Raw genomic sequence first — 25,286 nt, 5'->3', positions numbered from 1 at the left:
TCACACGCCCGGGCCGGGGGCCTTCGCGCACTTCAGGGTGCGGGAGCCGGGCAGCGCGTGGACGACCATGTCGCGCAGGGACGCGCGGTCCCCGGCCTTCGTGGCCCAGTTGTCCGGGTGGTCCTCACCCTTGGGAATGCTGATCAGCGTGCGGTCGCCCGGCTTCAGGCGCGGGTCGACGTCGTGATCCATCCGGAAGGTGACCTTCTGCGGTCCCTCGGCGGGCTTGTAGTAGCGGGTCGCGGTCAGCGTGATCGTGTCGCGCCGCGCGCCGGGCACGGTCTCGACCCGGACGACGGTGCCCTCGACGATGAGCCGCGAGCACGCCACGAAGCCCTCCGGGGTGACGTCCCCGCCCTCCCCGCCGCCCTCGCCCTTCGCGCCGGCCTTGGCGTCGCTCGCGGACTTGTCGCTCGCGGATCCACTCACGCCGGCGCCCCCGTCGACCGCGAGCCACGCGAGCCCGCCCAGCATCCCCGCGGCGCACACCGCGGCGAGCGTCTTGAACGCGACGACGAAGGGCCGGGGACGCCGCCGCATCGGGAACACGGACACGGGAACGCGCGGCTTCACCCGCCCGGACTCCGGAACCGGCCCGGACCCGTGAGCCGACGCGGGCCCGGGAGCCGGCACGAGTTCCGGTGCCGGCTGCGGTTGCGCCCGCGCGGCGAGCGCGTCCCCGATCCCCCGCACCTGCTCCGCGAGCAGCGCCACGTCGGCCACCGCGGCGGCGTGCGCGGCCACCGCCTCCGGGTCGGCCGCGTCCTTCGGGGGCAACGGCTCCTCCGTGAGCGCTTGCATCAGCGCACGGTCCTCGTGCTCCATGTCACACCACCTCCCCTTCGCGCAGCCGCGCCCGCAGCATCCGTACCGCCGTGTGCAGCCTGCTCTTGACCGTGCCCTCCGGGATGCCCAGCTCCTCGGCGATCGCCCGTACCGGGAGATCCGCGTAGAAGCGCAGCACGACGACCTGGCGCTGGGTGTCCGGCAGCTCGTCCAGGCCCTGCGCCACCGCCAGCGACAGGACGCGCGACTCGGCGCCGTCCTGAGCGCGCTGTTCCTGGCGCAGCGAGGCGAGGCGCTCGCCGAGCCGTTCCTGGCGGCGGCGCGCCCGGTGCCAGTCCATCGCCAGGTTCGAGGCGACGACGGCGGCCCACGCCGACACGTCGCGCGGTGCCTCGTCGCCCCGTGCGGCCCGTTCGAGCAGCCGCAGCCGCACCTGCTGCACGCCGTCCTGAAGGTCGCCGTGCGGCACCCCGCCCAGCGACAGGACGGCCCGCACCCGGTCCTCCTGTGCGGCATCCAGCGGATCGGCCGCCTCCGCGCGGCGCGTTCTTCTGCGCAGCAATGCCCCTCCCCTCCCCCTGACTCTCCCGCGTTTCCCCTAGGACGCCGCGACCGCGTGAAACGTTCGCACCGTGAGACAGGGATGAATGTGGCGTCCCGCACCTCGGACAATGGATTGGACAAGGCGGCCGGGGACAGACGCATCATGGAGCGGCACCCCCGCTGTTCTGTTCGTGTACATACGGAGGAAAACCCTGTGAAGGTCGGAATCGTCGGAGCCACCGGTCAGGTCGGCACGGTCGTGCGCAAGATCCTCGTCGAGCGGGACTTCCCGGTCGACGAGCTGCGCCTGTTCGCCTCGGCCCGCTCGGCCGGGACGGTCATCGACGGTGTGACGGTGGAGGACGCCTCGACGGCCGACTACACGGGCCTCGACATCGTCATCTTCTCCGCAGGTGGCAGCACCTCCAAGGCGCTCGCCGAGAAGGTCGCGGCCCAGGGCGCGGTCGTGATCGACAACTCGTCGGCCTGGCGCAAGGACCCCGAGGTCCCGCTGGTCGTCTCCGAGGTCAACCCGCACGCGATCGCGAACCGCCCCAAGGGCATCATCGCCAACCCGAACTGCACGACGATGGCCGCGATGCCGGTCCTGCGTCCGCTGCACGAGGAGGCCGGCCTCGAAGCGCTGGTCGTCGCCACCTACCAGGCGGTCTCCGGTTCCGGCCTCGCGGGCGTCGCCGAGCTGCACGGCCAGGCGCAGAAGGTCGTCGCCGAGGCGGACAAGCTCACGCACGACGGCTCCGCCGTCGAGTTCCCCGAGCCCCAGGTCTACAAGCGCCCCATCGCGTTCAACGTGCTGCCGCTGGCCGGCGCCATCGTCGACGACGGTCTGAACGAGACGGACGAGGAGCAGAAGCTCCGCAACGAGTCCCGCAAGATCCTCGAGATCCCGGGCCTCAAGGTCTCCGGCACCTGCGTGCGCGTGCCGGTCTTCTCGGGGCACTCGCTCCAGATCAACGCCCGCTTCGCCCGTCCGCTCTCGACCGAGCGCGCCACGGAACTCCTGTCCGGCGCCCCCGGCGTCGAGCTCTCCGACATCCCGACGCCGCTCCAGGCCGCGGGCCGGGACGCCTCGTACGTGGGCCGCATCCGCGGTGACGAGACCGTGGAGAACGGTCTGTCGCTGTTCGTCTCGAACGACAACCTCCGCAAGGGCGCCGCGCTGAACGCGGTGCAGATCGCGGAGCTGGTGGCGGCCGAGCTCAAGGGCTGACGCCCGGCCGCTGCGAACGCGCGGCGGTTTCTACCGCGGCCTGCGCACCTCGAACTGGAAGCAGCCGTACTCCAGGGCCCGCACGTGGACGAGCGCCACGTGCGGGTCGTCGAACGCCTCGGCGAACGCCGCGTCGAAGCCGGCCGTCGCGTTCTCGGGGATCTCCAGGAGGCGCCCGCCGACGATGTGCCCCTCGGCGTCGTAGCGGCGCACGGTGCGCAGGGCGCCGGGCCGGTCGAAGGGGTAGCCGCCGGCGCCCGCCGCCGGCCCGCCGCAGTCGTCGGCGTGGATGAAGACCGGGCCCTGCTCGTCGTACGCGCCCGGGTGCGCGCCCGTGGCCTCGCTCCAGCGCCGCAGCGGCGCGTACGAGACGAGCGCGATCCGTTCGCCGGGCTCGACGGAGCGCAGACAGCAGCGCAGCGGGGACCCGACGGCCGCGTCGTCGGTGGCGGTGAACTCGACGCAGGGGCGGCCCGCGTCGTCGGTGTCCCGCAGCTCCTTGAGTGCGGCCGGTGCGATGGGCTGTGCGGTGTACGTGGTCATGTGCTCCAGGCTCGTCCCGCGCGCGCGGGTTGACCGGCGGAAAACGGACATCGCGTTCTCCGCTTCCCTCGTGGAAGGATGACCGGAACGTCACAAACGTAGACCGGATCTAGGAGATGACCGCGTGCCTGGCACCAATCTGACCCGTGAAGAGGCGCAGCAGCGGGCGAAACTGCTCGATGTCGAGTCGTACGAGATCGATCTTGACCTCTCGGGCGCGCAGGAGGGCGGCACCTACCGGTCCGTGACCAGCGTGCGGTTCGAGAGCGCCGAGGCGGGCGCGCACACCTTCATCGACCTGGTCGCCCCGGCGGTCCACGAGGTCGTCCTGAACGGACACTCGCTCGATGTCGCCGCCGTGTTCCGCGACTCGCGGATCGAGCTCAAGCACCTGCAGGCGGGGCCGAACGAACTGCGGGTCGTCGCCGACTGCGCGTACACCAACACGGGTGAGGGTCTGCACCGCTTCGTCGACCCGGTCGACCAGCAGGCCTATCTGTACACGCAGTTCGAGGTGCCGGACGCGCGCCGCGTCTTCGCCTCCTTCGAGCAGCCGGACCTCAAGGCGACCTTCCAGTTCACGGTGAAGGCGCCGACGGGCTGGACGGTCATCTCCAACTCGCCGACCCCGGAGCCGAAGGACGACGTCTGGCGCTTCGAGGCGACGCCGCGCATCTCCACGTACATCACGGCCCTGATCGTCGGCCCGTACCACTCGGTGCACTCCTCGTACGAGGGCGCGGACGGACAGTCCGTGCCGCTCGGCATCTACTGCCGGCCCTCGCTCGCCGAGTTCCTCGACTCGGACGCGATCTTCGAGGTCACGCGGCAGGGCTTCGACTGGTTCCAGGAGAAGTTCGACTACGCGTACCCGTTCGCCAAGTACGACCAGCTCTTCGTGCCGGAGTTCAATGCGGGCGCGATGGAGAACGCGGGCGCGGTCACCATCCGCGACCAGTACGTGTTCCGTTCGAAGGTGACGGACGCGGCGTACGAGGTGCGTGCGGAGACGATCCTGCACGAGCTGGCCCACATGTGGTTCGGCGACCTCGTGACGATGGAGTGGTGGAACGACCTCTGGCTGAACGAGTCGTTCGCCACGTACACGTCCATCGCCTGCCAGGCGTACGCCCCCGGCAGCCGGTGGCCGCACTCGTGGACGACGTTCGCCAACTCCATGAAGACGTGGGCGTACCGGCAGGACCAGCTGCCCTCGACGCACCCGATCATGGCCGAGATCCGCGACCTCGACGACGTCCTCGTCAACTTCGACGGCATCACGTACGCCAAGGGCGCCAGCGTTCTCAAGCAGCTCGTCGCGTACGTCGGCATGGACGAGTTCTTCCAGGGGGTGCAGGCGTACTTCAAGCGCCACGCGTACGGGAACACCCGCCTGTCCGACCTGCTGGGCGCGCTGGAGGAGACCAGCGGGCGCGACCTGACGGCGTGGGCGAAGGCCTGGCTCCAGACGGCCGGAATCAACGTCCTGCGCCCGGAGATCGAGACGGACGCGGACGGCGTCATCACGTCCTTCGCCATCCGTCAGGAGGCGCCCGCGCTCCCCGCCGGCGCCAAGGGCGAGCCGACGCTGCGCCCGCACCGCATCGCGATCGGCCTGTACGACCTGGACACCGCCGGCAAGCTGGTGCGCGTCGACCGCATCGAGCTGGACGTCACCGCCACCGAGCTGACCCAGGTCCCGCAGCTGGCCGGCAAGCGCCGCCCGGCCGTGATCCTCCTCAACGACGACGACCTGTCGTACGCGAAGGTCCGCCTCGACGAGGAGTCGCTCGCGTTCGTCACCGAGCACCTCGGCGACTTCGAGTCGTCCCTGCCGCGCGCCCTGTGCTGGGCGTCGGCCTGGGACATGACGCGCGACGCCGAACTGCCCACCAGCGCCTACCTGGAGCTGGTCCTGTCGGGCATCGGCAAGGAGACGGACATCGGGGTCGTGCAGTCCCTGCACCGCCAGGTCAAGCTGGCCGTCGACCTGTACGCGGCCCCCGTGGGGCGCGACGCGGGGCTGGCCACCTGGACCGAGGCGACGCTGGCGCACCTGCGGGCAGCGGAGGCGGGCAGCGACCACCAGCTGGCGTGGGCCCGCGCCTTCGCGGCGACGGCCCGCACGCCGGAGCAGCTCGACCTGCTCGAGGCGCTCCTGGAGGGCACGCAGACCGTCGAGGGCCTCGCCGTCGACACCGAGCTGCGCTGGGCGTTCGTGGAGCGGCTCGCGGCGGTCGGCCGCTACGACGAGGCGGAGATCGCGTCGGAGTACGAGCGGGACCGGACCGCGGCGGGCGAGCGCCACGCGGCGACGGCCCGCGCGGCGCGCCCCACCGCCGAGGCGAAGGCGGAGGCCTGGGCGTCGGTGGTCGAGTCCGACAAGCTCCCGAACGCGGTCCAGGAAGCGGTCATCGCCGGCTTCGTCCAGACGGACCAGCGCGACCTGCTCGCCCCGTACACGGAGAAGTACTTCGCCGCGGTCAAGGGCGTCTGGGAGTCCCGCTCCCACGAGATGGCCCAGCAGGTGGCGGTCGGCCTCTACCCGGCGATCCAGGTCTCGCAGCCCACCCTGGACGCGACGGACGCCTGGCTCACCACAGCCGAACCGAACGCGGCCCTGCGCCGCCTGGTCTCGGAATCCCGAGCGGGCGTGGAGCGCGCGCTGCGGGCACAGGCGGCTGACGCGTAGTACCCGCGGGCACGGCGCAAGGCGCCCGGCACCGGATTCCTCCGGTGCCGGGCGCCTTCGCGTGTGCGAGCGATCAGCCGTTCAACTCGGCATGACGGGCGCGCAGTTGGTCGCGGCCCGCTTCCGTGAGGGAGCCGTGCAGGCGCATGCGGGCGACGCCGCCGTCCGGGAAGGCGTCGAGGCGTACGTGGGTGGCGACGGCCTGGGCGGGGAGTGTGAAGCGGTGGAGGGTGTCGGGCTGGAGGCGGGTGCGGGGGATGATGTCGAACCATTCACCCGTGTCGCCGTTGCGGCCGCTCAGGGCGATCCAGCCGGCGGAGTTCCCCTTCAGGTACGCCGTGTCGATCTCCACCGCGCGGATCGCGCCCTGCGCGGCGAGGCGGAACCGCACCCAGTCGTTCGTGCCGTGCACCCGGCGCCTGCGGTTCTCCCAGCCGTCGTCCATCTTGCGGGACGTGCCGGGCAGGATGATCTGCGTGGGCGACGAGTAGAACTTGTCCGACGCGTCCTCGTACGTACCGCCGTTGAGGACCGAGATCAGGTCGAACGTGCCGAGCAGGTCGAGCCACTCGGGGTCGGGAACCACCTCGCCGTGCACGCGCAGGCGGGCCACGCCGCCGTCGGGGTGCTGGCAGAGGCGCAGGTGGGTGTAGCGGCGCTCCGAGGTGATCGTGAAGCCGTTCGCCGCGTGGCCGCGTACCGGGGTCGGCGCGATCAGCTCCTCCCACTTCACGTCGGCGGCGAGCAGGTCCTCGGGGCTCGGGGAGCCCTCCACGCACGCCGCCTGGACGCTGATGCGCTGCGGGTAGTTGCCGCGGAAGTGAGCGGTGTCCACGACGATGCCGCGGATCACGCCGGGCGCGCCGAGCCGGACGATCGCCCAGTCGTGGTCCTCGGGCGCGGGGAAGGGGGAATCGGCGGTGCCGCGGCGGCGGCGGGTCTCCCAGCCGTCCATGATCTTGCCCTTGTGCCCGAAGTGCTCCGGGTCGAACACGGCGGGCTCGCGGACGAGGAGGTTCTCGCGCTGGGCGAAGAACTCGTCGTTCGCGGCGACGACTCCCGCACCCAGGCGCCGGTCGGCGAGGTCCACCAGCTCCGCGTAGCTCTCGGTGTCGCCGAAGTGGCGGTAGTCGGCGTACGGGTCGCCGCCGGAGTAGGGGGCGGCGTCGTTGGCGTGGGGATCCTCGGGGGCTTCGAGCGGCGTGGCGTCGGATGTCGTCATACGTCCACTGTCGGACCCGTCGAGCCCTTAGGTCCATCGAAACTTTTCGACATGTACGTTCAGGTGAACTGAATGGTCGGCCCGGGTGTCAGCGCTCCGCCGCGGCGTCCCTCAGGGCGTCCAGCACCCTCGACACCGCCGGCGCCTCCTCCGCGCCCCTGCGCACCGCCGCCACCACGTGCCGGACCGGGCGGTCCTCGCCCAGCGCGCACATCACGACCCCCTCCCTGCCCGCCGCCGCCATGCGCGGGACCAGGGCGATGCCCATCCCCGCCTCGACCATCGCCAGGATCGCCGTCCACCCGGCCGCGCTGTGCGCCTGCTCCGGCACGAATCCGGCGGCCTCGCACGCCGCCCGGGTGATCTCCGACCAGGGCCCCGAGCCGCCGAAGATCCAGTGCTCGCCGGCCAGCTCGGCCAGGCGCGGGCCCGCCGCTCCCGCCAGCGGGTGCCCGGCCGGCAGGGCCACGTCGAGCGGGTCGGCGAGCAGCGGCACCCGGGTGAACTTGGGGTCGCGCGCGGTGGGGGCGTGCGCGGCGAGCGACAGGGCCAGGTCCACGTCACCGGCCGAGAGCAGCTCGTACGCCTGCGCCGCCTCCGCCTCGCGCACCCGGACCGCGATCCCGGGGTGGGCGGTGCGCAGGGCGCGCACGGCGGGAACCACCAGGGCCGGCACGGCGGTGGAGAACGCGGCGACCCGCACCTCCCCGGACTCGCCCTGCAGATACGCGTCCAACTCCGCGTCGGCTCGCTCCAGTTGGGCGAACACGGCTTCGGCGTGCCGCAGGACGAGGTGGGCGGCGTCGGTGAGGCGTACGCGCCGCCCGTGCGCCTCCAGGAGCGGCACGCCGAGCTGTCTGGCCAGGTTGGTGAGCTGCTGCGACACGGCCGACGGGGTCATGAGCAGCGCCTGCGCCGTGGCCGTGACGGTTCCCCGGTCCCGCAGGGCCCGCAGGATCGCGAGCTTCTTGATGTCCCAGTCGGTGGCGCGCATGGGGTCAACGTATCCGGGACCCGCTCCGGGTCGCGGAGCCGAGGGCCACCCCCGCCAGGATCAGCGCCATGCACGCGATCTGCAGCCCGCCCATGGCCTCGCCGAGGACCGCGTACGAGAGCAGGGCCACGCACACCGGCTGGAGGTAGTAGACGACGCCGGCGCGGGCCGCGCCGATCTGGGCGATCGCCTTGTTCCAGGCGAAGAACGCGACGGCGGACGACACCACTCCCACGTACAGGAGGGGCGAGACGGTCGCCGCCGTCGGCTCGAAGCCGCCCTGGACGGCGAGGCTGACGAGGAACACCGGCAGCAGCAGCAGCGCGCCGAGCACGAACGTCGCGAAGAGGAACGCGGGCCCGCCGATCCGAGCCGGCCTGCGCCGCAGCAGCGCGCTGTACGAGCCGAAGCAGACCGCCGCCGCGACCACCCACAGGTCGCCCGCCGTGAAGTCCGGCCCCAGGGAGCCCTTGCTGACCAGGAGCAGCACACCCACGCACGCCACCACCGTGCCCGTCACCCGGCGGGCCCCGAGCCGCGCGCCGCCGAGGCGTTCGTACACCGCCATCAGGACCGGCGACGCGGCCATGATCATGCCCATGTTCCCGGCGGACGTCGTCATCGCCGCCTGGTTGACGAGCGTGTTGTAGACGGTCACACCGAGCAGCGCGGCGAGCAGCAGGAAGCGCAGGTGGGCGCGGAGAAGGGCCCGCTGCCGCCAGGCGGAACGCGCCGCGAACGGCGCCACCGCGGCGATCGCGATGATCCAGCGCCAGAACGCGTGCTGGATCGGGGGCACGCTGTCGTGCAGCGCTCGGGAGGTGACGAAGCTGCCCGACCAGACGACCGTGGCGAGTACCGCGAGCGCGAGGCCGGTGCCGAGCCCGCTGCCTGCGCGGCGCCCTCCCGCTCCCGCGTCTCCCGCGTCGCCTGCTGCGGCCCGGTCGGCGCCGGTGGTCGTCCGGTCCAGGACTGCCATCTCGTATCCCCCTGAGCGCTGGTCTCTCTACGACCCGACTACCGTCGCAGCCCCCCACCCGTCAAGTCCATCGAAACTTTCTGTCCCTTCTCTTCAGATGAACTGAAAGGTCGGGGCTGCTGCGGAGCGGGGGATTCGCCTGCACGCCGGGGCGGGCGCTGGCCCAGCAGCGTCGCGCCGAACGCCAGCGCCATGCCCACCAGCTGCACCGGCGTCAGCGCCTGCCCGAGCGCCGCCCAGCCGATCACCGCCGCCGTCAGCGGCGAGAGCGGTCCGAGGAACGTGACCTGCGTCGCGGTCAGGCGGCCGATGCCGCGGAACCACAGCCAGTACGCGACCGCCGTGTTGGCGAGCGCCAGGTACGCGTAGCCCGCGACGGCCCGGCCGTCCAGCGCCGGGGGCGCGCCTTCGACGAGGAAGGCTAGCGGGGCGATGAGGAGGCCGCCGGCCGTGAGCTGCCAGCCGGTGAGCGCCAGGGGGCCGACCCCTTCCGGGCGGCCCCACCGCTTGGTGAGGACCGTTCCCGTCGACATCGACGCCGTGGAGGCCAGCGCCGCCAGCGCGCCGACCGGGTCGAGCGCGCCCGCCGCCCTGAGGACGACGAGGCTGACTCCGAGCGCGGCCGCGATGCCGGTCAAGAGCGTGCGCCGCGTGGGGCGTTCACCGAGCAGGAGCGTGGCGAGGCCCGCGACGAAGAGGGGGCCGATCGAGCCGACCACCGCCGCCATGCCGCCAGGGAGGCGGTACGCGGAGAGGAAGAGGAGAGGGAAGAACGCGCCGATGTTCAGCGCGCCGAGGACCAGGGACTTCCACCACCAGGCGCCGCGCGGCAGCGTGCGCGCCAGGGCCAGCAGAACCAGGCCCGCGGGCAGGGCCCGCATCAGTCCGGTGAACAGCGGACGGTCGGCCGGCAGGAACTCCGTGGTGACCGCATAGGTCGAGCCCCAGGACATCGGTGCCAGCGCGGTCAGCGCGATCACGGCGCCGTTGCGCCTGTTCGCCTTCACGACGCTGTGCTGGTTCGTCTTCATCGGGCGCCCCCCGCGGTGAAATGAGCTGGAGAAGTAGCTTCGTGGAAAGTAGCTTAGTCGTAAGCTACTTTCCGTCAAGTCACTTCCATCAAAGTTACTTTCTTCCGAGTTACTTTCTTGCGACCGGCCGAATCCGGGCCGCATACTCGCCCCATGAGCAGCAGCAAGGACGCCGTCGACGCGATCATCGACCAGTGGGCCGAGGTCAGGCCCGACCTCGACACCACGGCGATGGAGGTCTTCGGCCGCGTCTACCGGATCTCGCGCGCGATGGGCGACCGCATCGACAAGACGTACGCGCGCTACGGCATCGCGCGGGGCGAGTTCGACGCCCTCGCCACGCTGCGGCGCTCCGGCGACCCGTTCACGCTCTCGCCGCGCCAGCTGTCGGCGACGCTGATGCTGACGACCGGCGGCATGACCGGGCGGCTCGACAAGCTGGAGCGGCGCGGGCTGCTGCGCCGCTCGCCCGACCCGCACGACCGCCGCGGCCTCCAGGTGACACTCACCGACGAGGGCCGGGCACTGGTCGACGAGGCGGTCGGCGCCGGGCTCGCCGTGCAGAGCGAGGCGCTCGCCTCGCTCGACAAGGAGCAGGCCGGCCAACTCGCCGACCTGCTCCGTCAGTTGATGGCGGGCACGCAGCCCGCCTGACACCGGACCGAACCGTCGAGCCCCCGGCCCGGCCGCCTACGCCCGGAACGCGTACGAGTCGATGCTGTCCGGGACACCCACGCAGACGACGCCCCCGCCCGCCGGCTCGTCGTCCGACGCCCAGGCGACGTACCCGTCGGGGCGCACCAGGAGTGACGTGCGGCGGTCACCGGCCCAGTGCGCGACGGCGTAACGGTCGCCGCCCTCGCCGTCGACGCCCTCGGGGACGATCAGGACGAACGTGCCCTGGCGCAGGACCTCGTAGAGCCGGCCCTCTTTGAGGGCGACATCGGGGACGCGGGTGCCGACGAGGCGGTGCGCGCCGCGGGGGGCCGGGTAGGCGACACCGATGCCGGTGAGCCGGCCGACCATCCGGGTGCGTGCGGGGCGGACGCGGCCGAGGAACGCGGTGAGGGCGGCGCGCGCCGCGAGGGTCCAGGGCCGGTTGGCCATGGCGAGCCTGACGATGCCGCCGCTGCTGCGCAGGACGGCCTTCCCGACGGGGTGACGCTCGGCCTCATAGGTGTCCAACAGGGCTTCTCCCGCACGGCCGTCGACCACTGCGGCGAGCTTCCAGCCGAGGTTGGCGGCGTCCTGGAGTCCGGTGTTCATGCCCTGGCCGCCGGCCGGGGTGTGGACGTGCGCGGCGTCGCCGGCGAGCAGGACGCGGCCGACGCGGTAGGCGGGCGCCTGGCGCTCGTCACTGTGGAAGCGGGACATCCAGCGGGCCTCGTGCATCCCGTAGTCGCGGCCGAGGGCGCGGCGGGTGACCTCCTTGATCTCGTCGAGGTCGAGGGGCGCGGACTCGGGGACGTCACGCGCGCGGTTCCAGCCGATGACGCGGTGGTAGCCGTCGCCGAAGGGCGCGATGAAGGCGAAGGCGTCACCGACGGCGTTGACGGTGAGGACGTTCGCGGGCTCCTCGGCGAGCTTCACGTCGGCGAGGACGACGGAACGGATGACGGACTTGCCGGGGAAGGGGAGCCCGACGCTCTCGCGCACGGCGCTGCGCATGCCGTCTGCGCCGACGACGTACGCGGCCCGCATCGTCGTCGGCCCGCCGTCCCCCGTGCGGACCCGGAGGGTCACCCCGTCCGCGTCCTGGGTGAGGCCGGTGACCTCGGTCTCGTACGAGAACGTCACGCCCGCGTCGATGGCGCGCCGCTGGAGGGCGGCCTCGACCTCGTACTGCGGCAGGACCAGGAGGTGCCGGTAGCGGGAGGGGAGGTCGCTCAGGTCGACGGCGAGGCGGCCGAAGAGGCTCAGCCGGTCGAGAGCCTGGCCCTTGGCCTCGATGCCGTCGGCGAGGCCGCGGGCGTCGAGCTGCTCCAGGGTGCGGGCGTGCAGGACGAAGGCCCGGGAGAGGTTGCTGATCTTGTGGGGGCGCTTCTCGACGACGGTGACGGAGACACCCGCGGCGGCGAGGTCGCCGGCGAGGAGCAGGCCGGTGGGGCCGGAGCCGACGACGATCACGGTGCGAGGAGTGGTGCCGTTCATGGTGGCCTCCTGGTGCCTGCGAGCTCAGGTCGGGTGTACCCGGGCGCCTATTGCCAACACTTGTTGGTCAACGCTTGTTGGCAATTCTGGACCCGCCGCTCTGGACTGTCAACAGCTGTTGGCCTACGTTTGTTGGCATGACAGGAACCACCCAGCCGGCACGCCGCTCCGACGCCACCCGCACCGCGATCCTCGCGGCGGCCCGCGAACGCTTCGCCGCCGACGGGTACGAGCGGGCCACGATCCGCGCCATCGCCAAGGACGCGGCGATCGACCCGTCGATGGTGATGCGCTACTACGGCAACAAGGAGGGGCTCTTCGCCGCGGCGATCGACCTGGACCTGCGGCTGCCCGACCCCGAGGAGATCGCGGTCGACGACATGGGCCGGACCCTCGTGCGGCACTTCCTCGACCTGTGGGAGGAGAACGAGGTGCTCACCGCACTGCTGCGCGTGGGCGTCACCAACGCCGCGGGTGCCGAGCGGATGCGGGACGTCTTCAAGAGGCAGACGCTGCCGCTCGCCCTGCGCGTCTGCCCCGACCCCGCCGAGGCCCCGGTGCGGGCCGCGCTCTGCGCGTCACAGGTCCTCGGTCTCGCGCTCACCCGCTACGTGCTGCGCTTCGGCCCCGCCGTGGGGCTCGGCCGCGACGAGACGGTGGCGTGGCTGGCGCCGACCCTCCAGCGCTATCTGACGGCCGAGCGGCCGTAGAACGTCCCGGCCGAACGCACGCAGAACGCCCGCGGAACACCCCGGGGAAACCCGTGAAAAACCCCGGGGAACGCGCCGAGGGCGCCCTCGGTGCGTGGTGCACACGAGGACGCCCTCGGCGAAGACGTTACGGAGAGGTGCGGCGGTCAGCCCTGCTTCTGCGGCTTGCGGGACTTGTCACCGACGATCACGAGGCCGGCGATCACCAGGAACAGCACGATCGGCGCAACGACATAGAGGCCGAGGGTCTCGATGACGGTGAGGCCCTTACCGGGGTCGTCGCCGTCGTCGCGCGTCAGCGCGAGCGCGGGGGACGACATGAGCAGCATCATCAGCGTCGTACCGGCAGCCAGGGCGCCGGCGCGCAGGGCGTTCTTCTTGTCCACGGTGCAAACGTAGCGAACACCTAAACGGGCCGCGCGCCCGGGGGTGCCGTACGGGGCAGCCCGGACCGCAGGACCCCGATCAGCGCGTGCGCCCTCGGCGAGGCCGTGAGCTCCTCGAAGGTGACCGGACGGCCGGTGGGGTCGGCGATCGGGAGCCGCCAGTTCGGGTACTCGTCCCAGGTCCCCGGCAGGTTCTGCGGGCGCCGGTCGCCGACCGCGTCGGGCAGCCAGACGCCGACCATGCGGGCCGGGGTGAGCAGCAGGAAGCGGTGGACGGCGCGGATCTCCTCCTCCTCGCTCGGCCCCTGTCCCCCGCCGCCGGGCAGCAGTCCGAGGCGCGCGAACAGGGCGGTCCACTCGGCGACTTCCGCCGCGGCCTGCGCCTGCTCCCGCGCGAGCGGCCGCCCGAGGAGGCCGAGGCTGTCGCGCAGCCGCACATGGTCGCCGGTCAGCCGGGCCGCGGTGGAGGGCAGGTCGTGGGTGGTGGCGGTGGCCACGCAGTCCGTCCGCCACCGCTCCGGCGGCACCGGGCGGCCCGTGCCGTCCCAGTCGCGCTCGAACCACAGCACGGACGTGCCGAGCACGCCGCGCGCCTGCAGTGCCTCCCGGACGCCGGGCTCGACCGTGCCGAGGTCCTCCCCTATCACCAGGGCGTCGGCGCGGTCGGCCTCCAGGGCGAGTACGGCGAGCATCGCCTCCGCGTCGTAGCGGACGTACGCGCCCTCGGTCGGCGGCTGCCCGGCCGGCACCCACCACAGCCGGAACAGGCCCATGACGTGGTCGATGCGGACCGCCCCCGCGTGGGCGAGCAGGCCGCGCAGGACCGCGCGGTACGGGGCGTAGCCGACGGCGGCGAGCCGGTCGGGGCGCCAGGGCGGCAGACCCCAGTCCTGGCCGCGGGAGTTGAAGGCGTCCGGGGGCGCGCCGACGGACATGCCCGCGGCGAAGACGTGCTGCTGGGCCCAGGCGTCGGCGCCTTCCGGGTGCACGCCCACCGCCAGGTCGTGGACGAGTCCGACGGGCATGCCCGCGTCGCGCGCGGAGCGCTGGGCGGTGGCCAGTTGGCCGTCGGTGAGCCAGGCGAGGTGGCTGTGGAAGTCGACGCGGTCCGACAACTCGGCGCGGGCTGCGGCGGTTTCGCGCGATCCGGGATCGCGCAGCGGCTCGGGCCAGGTGTGCCAGTCGGGACCGTGCCGCTCGGCGAGCGCGCACCAGGTGGCGTGGTGGTCCAGGTCCGCGCCCTGCTCGGCGAGGAAGTCCCAGTAGGCGGCCCGGCGGCCGGGGCTGAGCGGGACGCGCACGACGTGCTCGAGGGCGCGGCGCTTGAGGTCCCACACGGCGTCGCGGTCGATCAGGACGCCTTCGTGCAGGACGCCGTCGCGCAGCCGGGCGGCCTCCGCGAGCAGCGCGCCCACGCGGTCGCGGTCGGCATCGGGCAGATACGCGAACTCGGGGATGTCCTCGACGCGCAGGTGTACCGGGTCGGGGAAGCGGCGCGACGACGGCCGGTACGGGGAGGGGTCCGAGGGCCCTTCTCCTCGGGGCACGGCCGCGTGCAGCGGGTTGACCTGCACGAACCCGGCACCGGCGGTGCGGCCCGCCCAGGCCGCGAGGTCGGCCAGGTCACCGAGGTCGCCCATGCCCCAGGACTTCGCCGACAGGAGGGAGTAGAGCTGCACGAGGAGCCCGTAGGCGCGCTCGCCCGGGGTGCGCACGCGCGGCGGGGCGACGATCAGATGGGCGTCGGCCGCGGCGCCGTCGGGTGCGGTGGCGTGCAGCCGGTGGACGCCGAGGGGAGCGGACCTGGACGGCCGCCAGCCGTCGATGCGTTCACCCTGTTCGGTGACCAGCTGGAGCGTCACGCCTTCGGGCAGTTCCCGCGCCCAGTCCGGGGTGGGTTCACCGGCCCACAGGACGACCGTCGGGGGCAGCAGCCGCGCCGCGGTCTCCGCCTCGCGCGCGGCCAGCGCGTCCCGTACGGCCTCCGGGGTGCGCGCGTCGACGCCGAGAGCGGCGAGGACGGCGACGAGCGCGGCGTCCGGGGCCTCGACCGTGCGGCCGGGGGACGGCGAGTAGGACGGGGCGATCCCGTGCAGCGCGGCGAGCCGGGCCAGCGTCACCTAGGGCCTTCCGTTCGGATCGGGCTGGATCAGGGAGCGGGGTCTGGTGCGTGCAGCTGCGAGACGGAGGAAGGAGGCGGGGCGATGGGGGCCCCTGCTCGAGCGGAGCCGAGAGCTCGGGGGAATCGGCGACTGACGACAACACCGCGGAGGGGCGTGCCGGGCCGCGCGAGCCCGGCGTGATCTGGACGCAAGGCCCTAGATCCCCGGGGCGTCCAGGCCCGCGACCGGACCCGAGGGGGTCGGCTCGCTCGTGAGGGGCGCTACGTCGATGAGGGCGGGCTCGCTGGTCAGCGGCTCGGCGTCGGCGAGGGGCGGTTCGCTGGTGAGGGGCAGCTCGGCGCCGAACGCGAACTCGTCCGGCAGCGGCAGGGAGGGGGCGGGCAGGATGACGTCCGCCTGTTTGGACAGGGCCGAGAGCAGAAGGTGCGCTGATGCGGCCATGGTGGCCTCCTTTTCGCGGTTCTTCGCGGGTCTTGTCGTCGATCTTTTCGTGAGGGACGGTCTCGGCAGCTCTACCCAGCGAGCGCGGCCGCAGACATGAACGGACCGACAACGTGTTACTGGTCACATTCTGTTCCATGGGCGGGACTCGGCCGGTGAGCGGCGCGAATCACCCCTTCCCACCACTCCCGGCCGGGCAATTGCGGCACAACGGCCACTCCCGTTGACACTCCGACCCGGTCAGTGGTGGGCTCGGTTGCCATCCTGGGACGCCCATGACCGGTCCCCACCGAGCCGAGACCAACGAGGAGTGAGCCGTGCAGCTCCGGCGCCACAGGAAGGGGGCGGCGGCGGTCGCTGCCGCCGTCATCGCCAGTGCGCTCGGGGGAGCCTCCGGAGCGGCGGCGGTCCCTCCCGCTCACCCGCTCTCCACGGGCGACCGGGACAGCGAGACGGGGACGCCCGCGGTGTGGCCCCGGCCGCAGTCGCTGCGTACCGCCTCCGGCTCGGAGTCGGTGACCGTGACCGACGAGGTCGTCCTCGTCACCGGCCCGGGTGCCGACCGGTACGCGGTGGACGCGCTGCGCACCGTGCTGCGCGGGGCGGGAGCCCGGCACATCACCGAGGTCGACGACGAGAGCTCCCTGCCCACGACTCCCGCGCTCGTGGTCCGGATCGGCTCCGTGGCGGCCTCGACCGCGGCCGGTGACGGCTGGCGAGCGGCCGGCGCGCGCCCGGGCCGGGGACAGGGCCTGGAGACGGCGCTCGGCGCCCTCGGGGCGTCGGCCCGCAAGGACCTGCCGTCCGGCGGGTACCGACTCGCCGTCGGGCGGACCGACGGCCGGGACACCGTCGCCATGGAAGGCGTCGGCGACGACGGCCTGTTCCACGCCGCGCAGACGTTCCGGCAGCTGGTGAGCGGGCGCAAGGTCGCCGGGGTCGTCGTGCGCGACTGGCCGGGGACGGCCGTGCGCGGCATGACGGAGGGGTTCTACGGGACCCCGTGGACCCGTGAACAGCGGCTCGACCAGCTGGACTTCATGGGGCGCACCAAGCAGAACCGCTACCTGTACGCGCCGGGCGACGACCTGTACCGGCAGGCACGCTGGCGCGAGCCGTATCCGGCGGCCCAGCGCGCGGACTTCCGGGCGCTCGCCGAGCGGGCGCGCGCCAACCACGTGACGCTGAGCTGGGCCGTGGCGCCCGGGCAGGCGATGTGCATGTCGTCGGACGACGACGTCAGGGCCCTGAACCGCAAGCTGGACGCCATGTGGGCGCTCGGTGTGCGGGCGTTCCAGCTGCAGTTCCAGGACGTGTCGTACAGCGAGTGGCACTGCGAGGCGGACGCGAGGACGTTCGGTTCGGGGCCGCAGGCGGCGGCACGGGCGCAGGCGCGCGTGGCGAACGCGGTGGCACGGCACCTCGCCGCGCGGCACCCGGGTGCGGGGCCGCTGTCACTGATGCCGACCGAGTTCTACCAGGACGGGTCCACGGAGTACCGCGGCGCGCTCGCGAGCGGGCTCGACGACTCCGTCGAGGTGGCGTGGACGGGTGTCGGCGTGGTCCCGCGCACCATCACCGGGCGTGAACTGGCGGGCGCGCGGGCCGCGTTCGGCTCCGCACACGACCTCGTCACGATGGACAACTACCCGGTCAACGACTACGCGCAGGACCGCATCTTCCTCGGGCCCTACACGGGCCGTGAGCCCGCCGTGGCGACGGGTTCGGCGGCACTGCTCGCCAACGCGATGGAGCAGCCGGCGGCCTCCCGCATCCCGCTGTTCACGACGGCGGACTACGCGTGGAACCCGCGCGACTACCGCCCTCAGGAGTCCTGGAAGGCCGCGATCGACGACCTGGCGGGCGGTGACGCGCCCACCCGTGAGGCGCTCGGCGCGCTGGCGGGCAACGACGCGTCGTCCGTGCTCGGCGAGGACGAGTCCGCATATCTGAAGCCGGTCGTCTCCCGCTTCTGGGACTCGCGTACGACGCTGGTCACCGACCGGGCGCGGTACGAGGCGGCGGCGAAGAAGCTGCGGGACGCGTTCACCGTGATGCGGCGGACGCCGGAGCGGCTCAGGTCGACGCCGGTGGACGCCGAAGTGCGTCCCTGGAGCGACCGGTTGGCGCGCTACGGAGAGGCCGGGGAGACGGCCGTCGACATGCTCGACGCGCAGGCCCGCGGCGACGGGGCGGCGGCGTGGCGGGCGGCGCGGCTCCTGGAGCGTCGGCGCGCCGCTCTGAAGTCCCCTCAGGTCACCGTCGGCAAGGGCGTGCTGGACCCGTTCCTCGACCGGGCGCAGAAGGCGTACGCGGAATGGGCGGGGACCGGTCGCGCCGACGCGACGCGCGACGGTGAGGCGAAGCTGCCGCGGGCGCGGCGGCTCACTGCGGTGACGGTCCTGGCCGACCCCGGCACGCGGGGCACCGTGCAGGTCCATGAGCCGGGCGAGGGCTGGAGGTCCGTGGGCACGCTCACGGACAGCGGGTTCACCGAGCGCAGGCCGAAGGACGTACGGGCGGACGCGATCCGCGTGACCGGCGCCGCGAAGGGCGCCGTGCGCCACGTCGTCCCCTGGTACGCGGACTCCCCCGACGCCTCGTTCGAGCTGGCCCGCACGGAGCTGGACGCGGAGATCGGCGGCGGCGCACGGCGGGTCACGGCACGCCTGACGTCGCAGCGGCCGGGCTCCGTGGAGGGGCGCCTTCACGCGAAGGGCCCGCACGGCATCAAGGTGGCGCTGCCGGACCGGGCGACGCTCCCGCGCGGCACGCAGGTGAGCGCCCCGGTCGACATCACCGTCCCGGAGGGCACCCCGGCGGGCACGTACGACGTGCCGGTCAGCTTCGCCGGCACGACGCGCACGGTGTCGGTGCGGGCGTATCCCCGCACGGCGGGTCCTGACCTGGTCCGCGAGGGCAGGCCCTCGTCCTCGGGTGACGAGACCTCGGACTTCCCGGCGGCCGCCGCCGGCGACGGCGATCCGCAGACCCGGTGGTCGTCCCCCGCCGAGGACGGCGCCTGGTGGCAGGTCGAACTGGCGAAGCCGGTGCGGCTGGGCCAGGTCGTGCTGACCTGGCAGGACGCGTACGCGAAGGGCTACCGGATCCAGACGTCCGCCGACGGGAAGTCCTGGCGCACGGCCGCGACCGTGAAGGACGGCCACGGAGGCCGCGAGTCGGTCCGCATGGACGCCCGCGACACCCGCTTCGTGCGCGTACAGGGCGACAAGCGGGCCACGCGGTACGGCTATTCGCTGTGGTCGGTGGAGGCGTACGCGGTCGCGGAGTGACCTGAGCGGAACTTCAGTTCTCACTTCTGATCCGATCTCAAACTGCTCGCCCGCCACTATGTACTCAGTACATATACCGAGTACATACTGACGGCATGAGCACCCGTCACGTCCTTCTCGGGCTGCTGGCTGGGGGTCCGAGCCATGGCTACGACCTCAAGCGGCGCTACGACGATCGCTTCCCGCAGGCCCGGCCGCTGGCCTACGCGCAGGTCTACACGACCCTGCAACGCCTGGTGCGCGACGGCCTCGCCGACGTCGAGGGCACCGAATCCGACGGCGGCCCCGAACGCACGCTGTACCGGTCCACGGCCGAAGGAGCGAGTGAACTCGTGCGGTGGGCAGGGGAGATCACGCCGCCCGCCCCCTTCGTGACCAACGAGATCTTCGCCAAGGTCGTCGTGTCGATCCTGGTCGGCGACGCCGTGGACCCGGCCGCCGTACTGCGGGAGCAGCGGGCCGCCCACATGGCGCGGATGCGTGAGCTCACCGCCGTCAAGACCGGCCCCGGCGCCGATCTCACCACTGTCCTCTCCGCCGACTACGCCCTCGCCCACCTCGACGCCGACCTGCGCTGGATGAACACCACCGCGGCCCGGCTCTCCACCCTGACCGCGGAGGTCACCGCAGCATGAGCACGCAAGCACGCGAAGTCCCGGCCGGAGCGCCCCTGCTGGCCGCCCGGAGCCTGGTGAAGTCGTACGGCAGGACCGAGGCGCTGCGCGGCGCCGCGCTCGACCTGTACGCGGGCGAGATCCTCGCCGTCTCGGGGGCCAGCGGCAGCGGCAAGTCGACGCTGCTGCACTGCCTGTCCGGGATCGTGCGGCCGGACGCGGGATCGGTGTCGTACGGACACGAGCAGCTCGACCGGCTCGCGGAGGAGCGGCTGAGCGAACTGCGGCGCACCGACTTCGGCGTGGTCTTCCAGTTCGGCCAGCTCATCCCGGAACTGCCGGTGATCGACAACGTGGCGCTGCCACTGCTGCTCGCGGGCGTCTCCCGCGCGGAGGCCCACGCCCGGGCAGACGCCTGGCTCGAACGGTTCGGCGTGCGCGGACAGCGCGAGCTGCGCCCCGGCGAGATGAGCGGCGGACAGGTCCAACGAGCCGCTCTGGCCCGCGCGTTGGTCACCGGCCCGCGCATCGTCTTCGCCGACGAGCCGACCGGGGCACTCGACTCCCTGGGCGGCGAACAGGTCATGACGGCGCTCGCACACGCCGCCCGTGAGACCCACACCGCAGTCGTCCTCATCACCCATGACGCGCAGGTCGCCGCGTACGCCGACCGCGAGGTGCGGCTGCACGACGGCACGGTCCAGGAGAGCCCGGTGCTCCCCCAGGCGGTGTCCCATGACCACTGACGTCGCGGCCCGCGCCACCGCGCGGCCCTCCGTCCGCACCGACACCCGGCTCGCCTGGACGCTGGCCGCCGGCTCCGACCGCCGCGAGCGGTGGCGGTTGGCGCTCACCGCGTTCGGCGCAGCCCTCGCCACGGTGTTCTGCCTCGGCGCCGCAGCCCTCGCCGCTCTCACCGGCCACCAGGTGTCCGCCCCGTACGGGAACGGTCTGCTCGACGAACCGGGCACGCGGCAGGGCGTGGTCGTCGCACTGCTGCTGCTCCTGGTGCCCGTGACCGGGCTGCTCGGGCAGTGCGCCCGCGTCGGCGCGGTGCACCGGGACCGCAGGCTCGCCGCGCTGCGGCTCGCCGGGGCCGGGCCACGCCAGGTGCGGCGGATCGCGGCGCTGGAGTCGGGGCTCGCGTGCCTCGCCGGTTCCGTCCTCGCGCTGATCGCGTTCGGGGCGATGCTCGCCACGACGGGGTATCCCGTGCCGCTCGCCTGGGCCGGTTTCGTGGCCCTGGCCCTCGCTGTGCCGGCCGCGGGCGCGGGGGTGAGCGTGTTCGCGCTGCGCCACGTGGTGGCGTCGCCGCTCGGTCAGGTGCGCCGGGTCACGGCCGACCACGGGCCCGGCGTCCTCGTCGGCCTGATCGTGCCGGTGCTGCTCGTCGTCGCCGGCTCGGCGCTGCTCGCCCTGCGCGGCACCCGCGACATCGCGGCCGCACCCCTGCTGGTGTGCGCGGTGGTCGTCGTGACCGGGGCGGGTTCGGTGTGGGTGGCCGGGGCCTCGTCCCGTCTGATCGGCGCGCGCCTCGCGGGCCGCGCCACCCGTCCCGCCGTGCTCGTCGCGGCGCACCGGCTCCGCCAGGACGCGTGGGCAGCCGCCCGCACGCACGCGGCCCTGCTCCTCGTCACCGTCGTGGGCGTCGCGTTCGTCGGGGTCCGGGAGGTCCTGCTCGACACACTGCACCGCTCGCAGCGCGAGGGCCACCTGGGCATGGACATCGGCTACTACACCTTCGGCATCGACCTCGTCGGCGCCGCCGTCCTCGTCGCTCTCGCGATCAGTCTCTTCAGCCTCGCCGTGGGCACCGCCGAGTCGGTGGCGACCCGTCGCCGCACCCTCGCCGCCCAGGCCGCGTCCGGAGTCCCGCACCGGGTTCTGGCCCGCACACTGCTCCTGGAGACCGCGCTGCCGCTGGCACCGGCCGTCGCCCTCGCGACACTCGGCGGCACGGCCGTCCATCTCGCGTACGCCTCCGCCGTCGGCGCGGCGGCTCCGGTGGTCATGCCGCTCCTGGTCCCGCCCGCGGTCTACGCCGCCTGCCTCGCGGCCACCGCCACCTCACTGCCGCTGCTGCGACGCGCGGTCCACCCTTCGGAGCTGCGGGCGGGCTGACGCGCTCCCCCGCGGGGCAGGCACCGTGCCGGGAAAAGAGGGAGGGGCGCCGCCCGGAACCGTGGTTCCTGGCGGCGCCCCTCCTGGCGTACGGCCCGGCCGTCGCCGCGACTACTTCGACAGGTTCGGCGGCGTGATCGGGGAGGCCGCCAGGGACTGCGGGGACGTGGTCGACGCGTAGGCGGACGGCGCCGAGATGCCGGCCGTCGGGTCGGCGGCGGCCTCCTCGGCGGCCTGCAGGGGCAGTCGGCCCACGATGCGGATCCCGGCCTCGTCGAAGGCCAGCTTGATGCGCCAGCGCAGTTCGCGCTGCACGGTGAGGGCCTTGCCGGGCATGGTCTTCGCCGAGACGCCCACGACCATCGAGTCGAGGAGCACGCTGTCGAGGCCGAGGACCTCGACCGGGCCCCACAGCATCTCGTTCCAGGGCTCGTCCTTGCTCATGGCGACGCCGACCTCGGTCAGGGTCTCCTTGACCTTGACCAGGTCCTCGTCCGAGCGCACGGTGACGTCGACGCTCGCGGTGGCCCAGCCCTGCGACAGGTTGCCGATGCGCTTGACCTCGCCGTTGCGGACGTACCAGATCTCGCCGTCGGCGCCGCGCAGCTTGGTGACGCGCAGGCCGACCTCGACCACCTCGCCCGAGGCGACGCCCGCGTCGATGCTGTCCCCGACGCCGTACTGGTCCTCCAGGATCATGAAGACGCCGGACAGGAAGTCCGTGACGAGGTTGCGGGCACCGAAGCCGATCGCGACGCCCGCGACGCCCGCCGAGGCGAGCAGCGGGGCCAGATTGATCTGGAACGTGCCGAGGATCATCAGGGCGGCTGTGCCGAGAATCACGAAGGACGCGACCGAGCGCAGCACGCTGCCGATGGCGTGCGAGCGCTGCCGGCGGCGTTCCACGTTGACCAGCAGGCCTCCGAGCGCCGTGCCGTCGACGGCCTGCGCCGTGCGGTTCATGCGCTCGATGAGCTTGGTGATGGCGCGCCGGATGGCCACTCTCAGGACCGCGGCGATGACGACGATGAGCAGGATGCGCAGGCCGATACCCAGCCAGGTGGACCAGTTCTGCTCGACCCAGCTGGCGGCGTTGGTGGCCTGCTCCTGGGCGTCCTTGAAAGTGGTCGGGTCCGAGGATGGGTCGGACACCGACCGGACGGACAAGATCACGGCTGAAACCTCCAGGCATAGCGGCCGCCCGTGAATGGCGAAGTTACGGGCAGACCCACCACACTAACGGGGCATTGTGTGTGGATTGTTGTCTTGTTCGAGGGAGAGGCCGTCCTCACCCGGGGATGCAGGGGGTGTGGTCGAAAACACTCCCAGCCCGTTACCGGGACATGGTGGCGCTTGTGCAGGCCATGAGGGGAAACTGACTACAGATCGTCCCGGCGCGAGCCACGCGCCGCCGGCGTACAAGGAGGCATCCGTGCCGCATGTCCTGGTCCTCAACGCGTCGTACGAGCCACTCGGCGTCGTACCGCTCCGCCGCGCGCTCGTTCTGGTCCTCGAGAACAAGGCCATGTGCCTCGAGGAGTCCGGCGCCTATATGCACAGCGCAACCTGTACTGTCCCCGCGCCCAGCGTGGTCCGCCTCAAGCGGTTCGTCCGGGTCCCTTACAGGGGGCCCGTTCCTCTGACCCGGCGGGCGCTGTTCGCCAGGGACGGCGGGCGGTGCATGTACTGCGGTGGCGTCGCAACCAGCGTCGACCACGTCATTCCCAAGAGCCGCGGCGGCCAGCACGCGTGGGAGAACGTGGTCGCGTCCTGCCGCCGCTGCAACCACGTCAAAGCCGACCGTCACCTGGTCGAGATCGGCTGGCGCCTGCGGCACAAGCCGGCCCCTCCGACCGGGCTCGCCTGGCGCATCATCGGGACCGGGCACAGGGATCCGCGCTGGCTGCCGTACTTGCAGCCGTTCGGCGCGGACGAGGCACTGGCCCGGATCGAAGGCATTTCCGCCTGACAACGATCCGGGTCTTCGCGTTTTCGGGCGCGTGTCACCAGGTGGCCGTACGTCTCCCGGCGTACGGCCACGACGCGTGCGCCGCGCGCCCGGACGGCCCGGGTAACGACTTGGTTGCCTGACGGCCGTCGGCTATTGACGCCCCCTTCACCCACGGCTTACGTTCCTCGCACATCAAATAGGAAACCTTCCTAACAGTGCTGCGAGGAGACAGGTCATGGCCGGTACGCCCCCGGGAACCCCCGGTACCCCGAGCGTCCTGCGCGCCATGAACGACCGCGCGGCACTCGACCTCCTCGTCGCGCACGGCCCCCTGACCCGCACCCGGATCGGAGAGCTGACCGGCCTGTCCAAGCCCACCACCTCCCAGCTGCTCAGCCGGCTGGAAGCGGTGGGCCTGGTGCGCACCACGGGCAGCCAGACGGGGCGGCCCGGGCCGAACGCCGTGCTGTACGAGATCCACCCCGGCGCCGCCCACATCGTGGCCGTCTCCGCGGACCCCACCGGGGTCACCGCCGTGGTCGCCGACATCGCCGGCACCGAGCGCGGCCGCTGCCGCATCGAGGCCGTCGCCGTCGCCGACGACGTGCGCCACCGCACCGCCCAGCTCGTCGCCGAGGCCTTCGACGGCGCCCTGCGGCAGGCCGGACTCGGCCACGACGACATCACGGCCACCGTGATCGGCACCCCCGGCGCCATAGACCCGCACACCGGCCAGCTCCGGTACGCCCCGCACCTGCCGGGCTGGCACTCGCGCACCCTGCTCGCCGAGCTCGCCGAGGTCCTCGGCACCCCGGTCTCCATCGAGAACGACGTCAATCTCGCCGCCATCGCCGAGCAGTACGAGGGCGCGGCGCAGGACCACGACGACTTCGTGCTGGCCTATGTCGACGAGGGTGTCGGCGCGGCGATCGTGCTCGGCGGCGTGCTCCTGCGGGGCGCGACCGGCGGCGCGGGCGAGATCGGCTACATGCCGCTGCCCGGCGCCCCGCTGGCGCGCGGCGGCGAGGAGGAGATCGCGGGCGAGGACGCGGGCGGCGGCTTCCAGAGCCTGGTCGCCGCGCCCGCCGTGCGGCTGCTCGCCGGGGGCGCCAAGGATCTCGGCGAGGCCCTCGCCGACCCCGCCGTGCTCGACGAGGTGGCGCGCCGCCTGGCCACCGGGCTCGCCGCCGTCGTCGCCGTCGTCGACCCCGAACTCGTCGTCCTGTCGGGACAGGTGGCCCAGACCGGCGGCGAGGCGCTGCGCGTCCGCGTCGAGGACGAACTCACCGGGCTCGCCCTGCCGCGGCCCCAGCTGCGTATCAGCGATCTGGACGACGATCCGATCCTCACCGGCGCCCTGCGCTCGGCGCTGACCCAGGCCCGCGACATCGTCTTCGACACCGGCAACGTCTGACTCCGCTCGACTTCCTCTCCCCCGCCTTTCGTCACTTCCTCCCATTCCCGTACAGATAAAG

22 protein-coding genes are annotated in these 25,286 nt (G+C 72.9%); 10 read left to right on the top strand and 12 right to left on the bottom strand.

Features of this window, described 5'->3' with window-relative positions; translation table 11 throughout:
• Positions 1-825 carry a hypothetical protein gene (locus ACFC96_RS23050; protein WP_376613890.1) on the bottom strand — a complete coding sequence of 275 codons (825 nt, stop codon included), beginning with the start codon at positions 823-825 and terminating at the stop codon, positions 1-3.
• Position 826: 1 nt separating this feature from the next.
• Entirely contained in the window at positions 827-1,348 is a 522-nt protein-coding gene (locus ACFC96_RS23045; RefSeq protein WP_376256220.1) for a sigma-70 family RNA polymerase sigma factor, read from the bottom strand.
• 195 nt (positions 1,349-1,543) lie between these two features.
• On the opposite strand from ACFC96_RS23045, the gene ACFC96_RS23040 reads away from it, so the two are divergent.
• Positions 1,544-2,560 carry an aspartate-semialdehyde dehydrogenase gene (locus ACFC96_RS23040; protein ID WP_376256222.1) on the top strand — a complete coding sequence of 339 codons (1,017 nt, stop codon included), beginning with the start codon at positions 1,544-1,546 and terminating at the stop codon, positions 2,558-2,560.
• Between the two features lie 30 nt (positions 2,561-2,590).
• Here ACFC96_RS23040 and ACFC96_RS23035 read toward each other — a convergent pair whose 3' ends face one another.
• Complete coding sequence (locus ACFC96_RS23035) at positions 2,591-3,103, bottom strand: DUF1203 domain-containing protein (protein ID WP_376613889.1); 513 nt, start codon at positions 3,101-3,103, stop codon at positions 2,591-2,593.
• Between the two features lie 124 nt (positions 3,104-3,227).
• On the opposite strand from ACFC96_RS23035, the gene pepN reads away from it, so the two are divergent.
• Positions 3,228-5,795 (top strand): aminopeptidase N, encoded by a 2,568-nt coding sequence (gene pepN, locus ACFC96_RS23030; protein ID WP_376256226.1) that lies wholly within the window; start codon positions 3,228-3,230, stop codon positions 5,793-5,795.
• A gap of 73 nt (positions 5,796-5,868) precedes the next feature.
• Here pepN and alc read toward each other — a convergent pair whose 3' ends face one another.
• From alc to ACFC96_RS23010, 4 genes are all read right to left on the bottom strand, one after another.
• Positions 5,869-7,017, bottom strand: a complete 1,149-nt coding sequence (gene alc, locus ACFC96_RS23025) for an allantoicase (RefSeq protein ID WP_376256228.1) — start codon at positions 7,015-7,017, stop codon at positions 5,869-5,871.
• Positions 7,018-7,105: 88 nt separating this feature from the next.
• Entirely contained in the window at positions 7,106-8,011 is a 906-nt protein-coding gene (locus tag ACFC96_RS23020) for a LysR family transcriptional regulator (RefSeq protein WP_376256230.1), read from the bottom strand.
• Positions 8,012-8,015: 4 nt separating this feature from the next.
• Complete coding sequence (locus ACFC96_RS23015; RefSeq protein WP_376613887.1) at positions 8,016-8,990, bottom strand: DMT family transporter; 975 nt, start codon at positions 8,988-8,990, stop codon at positions 8,016-8,018.
• A 38-nt stretch (positions 8,991-9,028) separates the two neighbouring features.
• Positions 9,029-10,021, bottom strand: a complete 993-nt coding sequence (locus ACFC96_RS23010; RefSeq protein WP_376613885.1) for an EamA family transporter — start codon at positions 10,019-10,021, stop codon at positions 9,029-9,031.
• A 153-nt stretch (positions 10,022-10,174) separates the two neighbouring features.
• Here ACFC96_RS23010 and ACFC96_RS23005 point away from each other — a divergent pair, with 153 nt between their 5' ends.
• On the top strand, positions 10,175-10,675 hold the full coding sequence (locus ACFC96_RS23005) for a MarR family winged helix-turn-helix transcriptional regulator (RefSeq protein WP_376613883.1): 501 nt from the start codon (positions 10,175-10,177) through the stop codon (positions 10,673-10,675).
• A gap of 36 nt (positions 10,676-10,711) precedes the next feature.
• On the opposite strand, the gene ACFC96_RS23000 is transcribed toward ACFC96_RS23005, so the two are convergent.
• Positions 10,712-12,172: an FAD-dependent monooxygenase gene (locus ACFC96_RS23000; RefSeq protein WP_376613881.1), complete on the bottom strand. Its 1,461-nt coding sequence runs from the start codon at positions 12,170-12,172 to the stop codon at positions 10,712-10,714.
• 137 nt (positions 12,173-12,309) lie between these two features.
• On the opposite strand from ACFC96_RS23000, the gene ACFC96_RS22995 reads away from it, so the two are divergent.
• Entirely contained in the window at positions 12,310-12,882 is a 573-nt protein-coding gene (locus ACFC96_RS22995; RefSeq protein WP_376256240.1) for a TetR family transcriptional regulator, read from the top strand.
• Between the two features lie 146 nt (positions 12,883-13,028).
• Here the strand turns inward: ACFC96_RS22995 and ACFC96_RS22990 are convergent, their stop codons facing one another.
• The 3 genes from ACFC96_RS22990 to ACFC96_RS22980 all read right to left on the bottom strand — a co-directional run bounded on the left by ACFC96_RS22990 (position 13,029) and on the right by ACFC96_RS22980 (position 15,832).
• Positions 13,029-13,268: a hypothetical protein gene (locus ACFC96_RS22990; RefSeq protein WP_326712987.1), complete on the bottom strand. Its 240-nt coding sequence runs from the start codon at positions 13,266-13,268 to the stop codon at positions 13,029-13,031.
• 20 nt (positions 13,269-13,288) lie between these two features.
• Positions 13,289-15,388, bottom strand: coding sequence for a 4-alpha-glucanotransferase (gene malQ, locus ACFC96_RS22985; RefSeq protein WP_376613879.1), 2,100 nt, complete (start codon positions 15,386-15,388; stop codon positions 13,289-13,291).
• Between the two features lie 198 nt (positions 15,389-15,586).
• Positions 15,587-15,832 (bottom strand): hypothetical protein, encoded by a 246-nt coding sequence (locus tag ACFC96_RS22980; protein ID WP_376256244.1) that lies wholly within the window; start codon positions 15,830-15,832, stop codon positions 15,587-15,589.
• 317 nt (positions 15,833-16,149) lie between these two features.
• Between ACFC96_RS22980 and ACFC96_RS22975 the strand changes: the two genes are divergently transcribed.
• The 4 genes from ACFC96_RS22975 to ACFC96_RS22960 all read left to right on the top strand — a co-directional run bounded on the left by ACFC96_RS22975 (position 16,150) and on the right by ACFC96_RS22960 (position 21,860).
• Entirely contained in the window at positions 16,150-19,125 is a 2,976-nt protein-coding gene (locus ACFC96_RS22975) for a beta-N-acetylglucosaminidase domain-containing protein (protein ID WP_376613877.1), read from the top strand.
• Positions 19,126-19,220: 95 nt separating this feature from the next.
• Complete coding sequence (locus ACFC96_RS22970; RefSeq protein WP_376226984.1) at positions 19,221-19,760, top strand: PadR family transcriptional regulator; 540 nt, start codon at positions 19,221-19,223, stop codon at positions 19,758-19,760.
• On the top strand, positions 19,757-20,485 hold the full coding sequence (locus ACFC96_RS22965; RefSeq protein ID WP_376226985.1) for an ABC transporter ATP-binding protein: 729 nt from the start codon (positions 19,757-19,759) through the stop codon (positions 20,483-20,485). Before ACFC96_RS22970 ends, ACFC96_RS22965 begins: the two co-directional genes overlap by 4 nt.
• Entirely contained in the window at positions 20,475-21,860 is a 1,386-nt protein-coding gene (locus ACFC96_RS22960; RefSeq protein ID WP_376226986.1) for an FtsX-like permease family protein, read from the top strand. Before ACFC96_RS22965 ends, ACFC96_RS22960 begins: the two co-directional genes overlap by 11 nt.
• A gap of 111 nt (positions 21,861-21,971) precedes the next feature.
• Here the strand turns inward: ACFC96_RS22960 and ACFC96_RS22955 are convergent, their stop codons facing one another.
• Entirely contained in the window at positions 21,972-23,048 is a 1,077-nt protein-coding gene (locus tag ACFC96_RS22955) for a mechanosensitive ion channel family protein (protein ID WP_376256828.1), read from the bottom strand.
• 244 nt (positions 23,049-23,292) lie between these two features.
• Here ACFC96_RS22955 and ACFC96_RS22950 point away from each other — a divergent pair, with 244 nt between their 5' ends.
• Positions 23,293-23,829, top strand: coding sequence for an HNH endonuclease (locus ACFC96_RS22950; RefSeq protein ID WP_100594167.1), 537 nt, complete (start codon positions 23,293-23,295; stop codon positions 23,827-23,829).
• A gap of 217 nt (positions 23,830-24,046) precedes the next feature.
• Positions 24,047-25,225, top strand: a complete 1,179-nt coding sequence (locus ACFC96_RS22945; RefSeq protein WP_376613875.1) for an ROK family protein — start codon at positions 24,047-24,049, stop codon at positions 25,223-25,225.
• Positions 25,226-25,286: the final 61 nt, after the last annotated feature.

This window comes from Streptomyces sp. NPDC055955 (assembly GCF_042270245.1).
In the GTDB taxonomy this organism is placed as follows: Bacteria; Actinomycetota; Actinomycetes; order Streptomycetales; family Streptomycetaceae; genus Streptomyces.
This window is presented reverse-complemented; position numbering and strand designations above follow the sequence as displayed.

Bases quoted from the DNA above. Each gene is read 5' to 3' on its own strand.
- ACFC96_RS23050 (WP_376613890.1), bottom strand. From the start codon at position 825: ATGGAGCACGAGGACCGTGCGCTGATGCAAGCGCTCACGGAGGAGCCG.
- ACFC96_RS23035 (WP_376613889.1), bottom strand. From the start codon at position 3,103: ATGACCACGTACACCGCACAGCCCATCGCACCGGCCGCACTCAAGGAG.
- alc (WP_376256228.1), bottom strand. From the start codon at position 7,017: ATGACGACATCCGACGCCACGCCGCTCGAAGCCCCCGAGGATCCCCAC.
- ACFC96_RS23020 (WP_376256230.1), bottom strand. From the start codon at position 8,011: ATGCGCGCCACCGACTGGGACATCAAGAAGCTCGCGATCCTGCGGGCC.
- ACFC96_RS23015 (WP_376613887.1), bottom strand. From the start codon at position 8,990: ATGGCAGTCCTGGACCGGACGACCACCGGCGCCGACCGGGCCGCAGCA.
- ACFC96_RS23010 (WP_376613885.1), bottom strand. From the start codon at position 10,021: ATGAAGACGAACCAGCACAGCGTCGTGAAGGCGAACAGGCGCAACGGC.
- ACFC96_RS23005 (WP_376613883.1), top strand. From the start codon at position 10,175: ATGAGCAGCAGCAAGGACGCCGTCGACGCGATCATCGACCAGTGGGCC.
- ACFC96_RS23000 (WP_376613881.1), bottom strand. From the start codon at position 12,172: ATGAACGGCACCACTCCTCGCACCGTGATCGTCGTCGGCTCCGGCCCC.
- ACFC96_RS22995 (WP_376256240.1), top strand. From the start codon at position 12,310: ATGACAGGAACCACCCAGCCGGCACGCCGCTCCGACGCCACCCGCACC.
- ACFC96_RS22980 (WP_376256244.1), bottom strand. From the start codon at position 15,832: ATGGCCGCATCAGCGCACCTTCTGCTCTCGGCCCTGTCCAAACAGGCG.
- ACFC96_RS22970 (WP_376226984.1), top strand. From the start codon at position 19,221: ATGAGCACCCGTCACGTCCTTCTCGGGCTGCTGGCTGGGGGTCCGAGC.
- ACFC96_RS22965 (WP_376226985.1), top strand. From the start codon at position 19,757: ATGAGCACGCAAGCACGCGAAGTCCCGGCCGGAGCGCCCCTGCTGGCC.
- ACFC96_RS22960 (WP_376226986.1), top strand. From the start codon at position 20,475: ATGACCACTGACGTCGCGGCCCGCGCCACCGCGCGGCCCTCCGTCCGC.
- ACFC96_RS22945 (WP_376613875.1), top strand. From the start codon at position 24,047: ATGGCCGGTACGCCCCCGGGAACCCCCGGTACCCCGAGCGTCCTGCGC.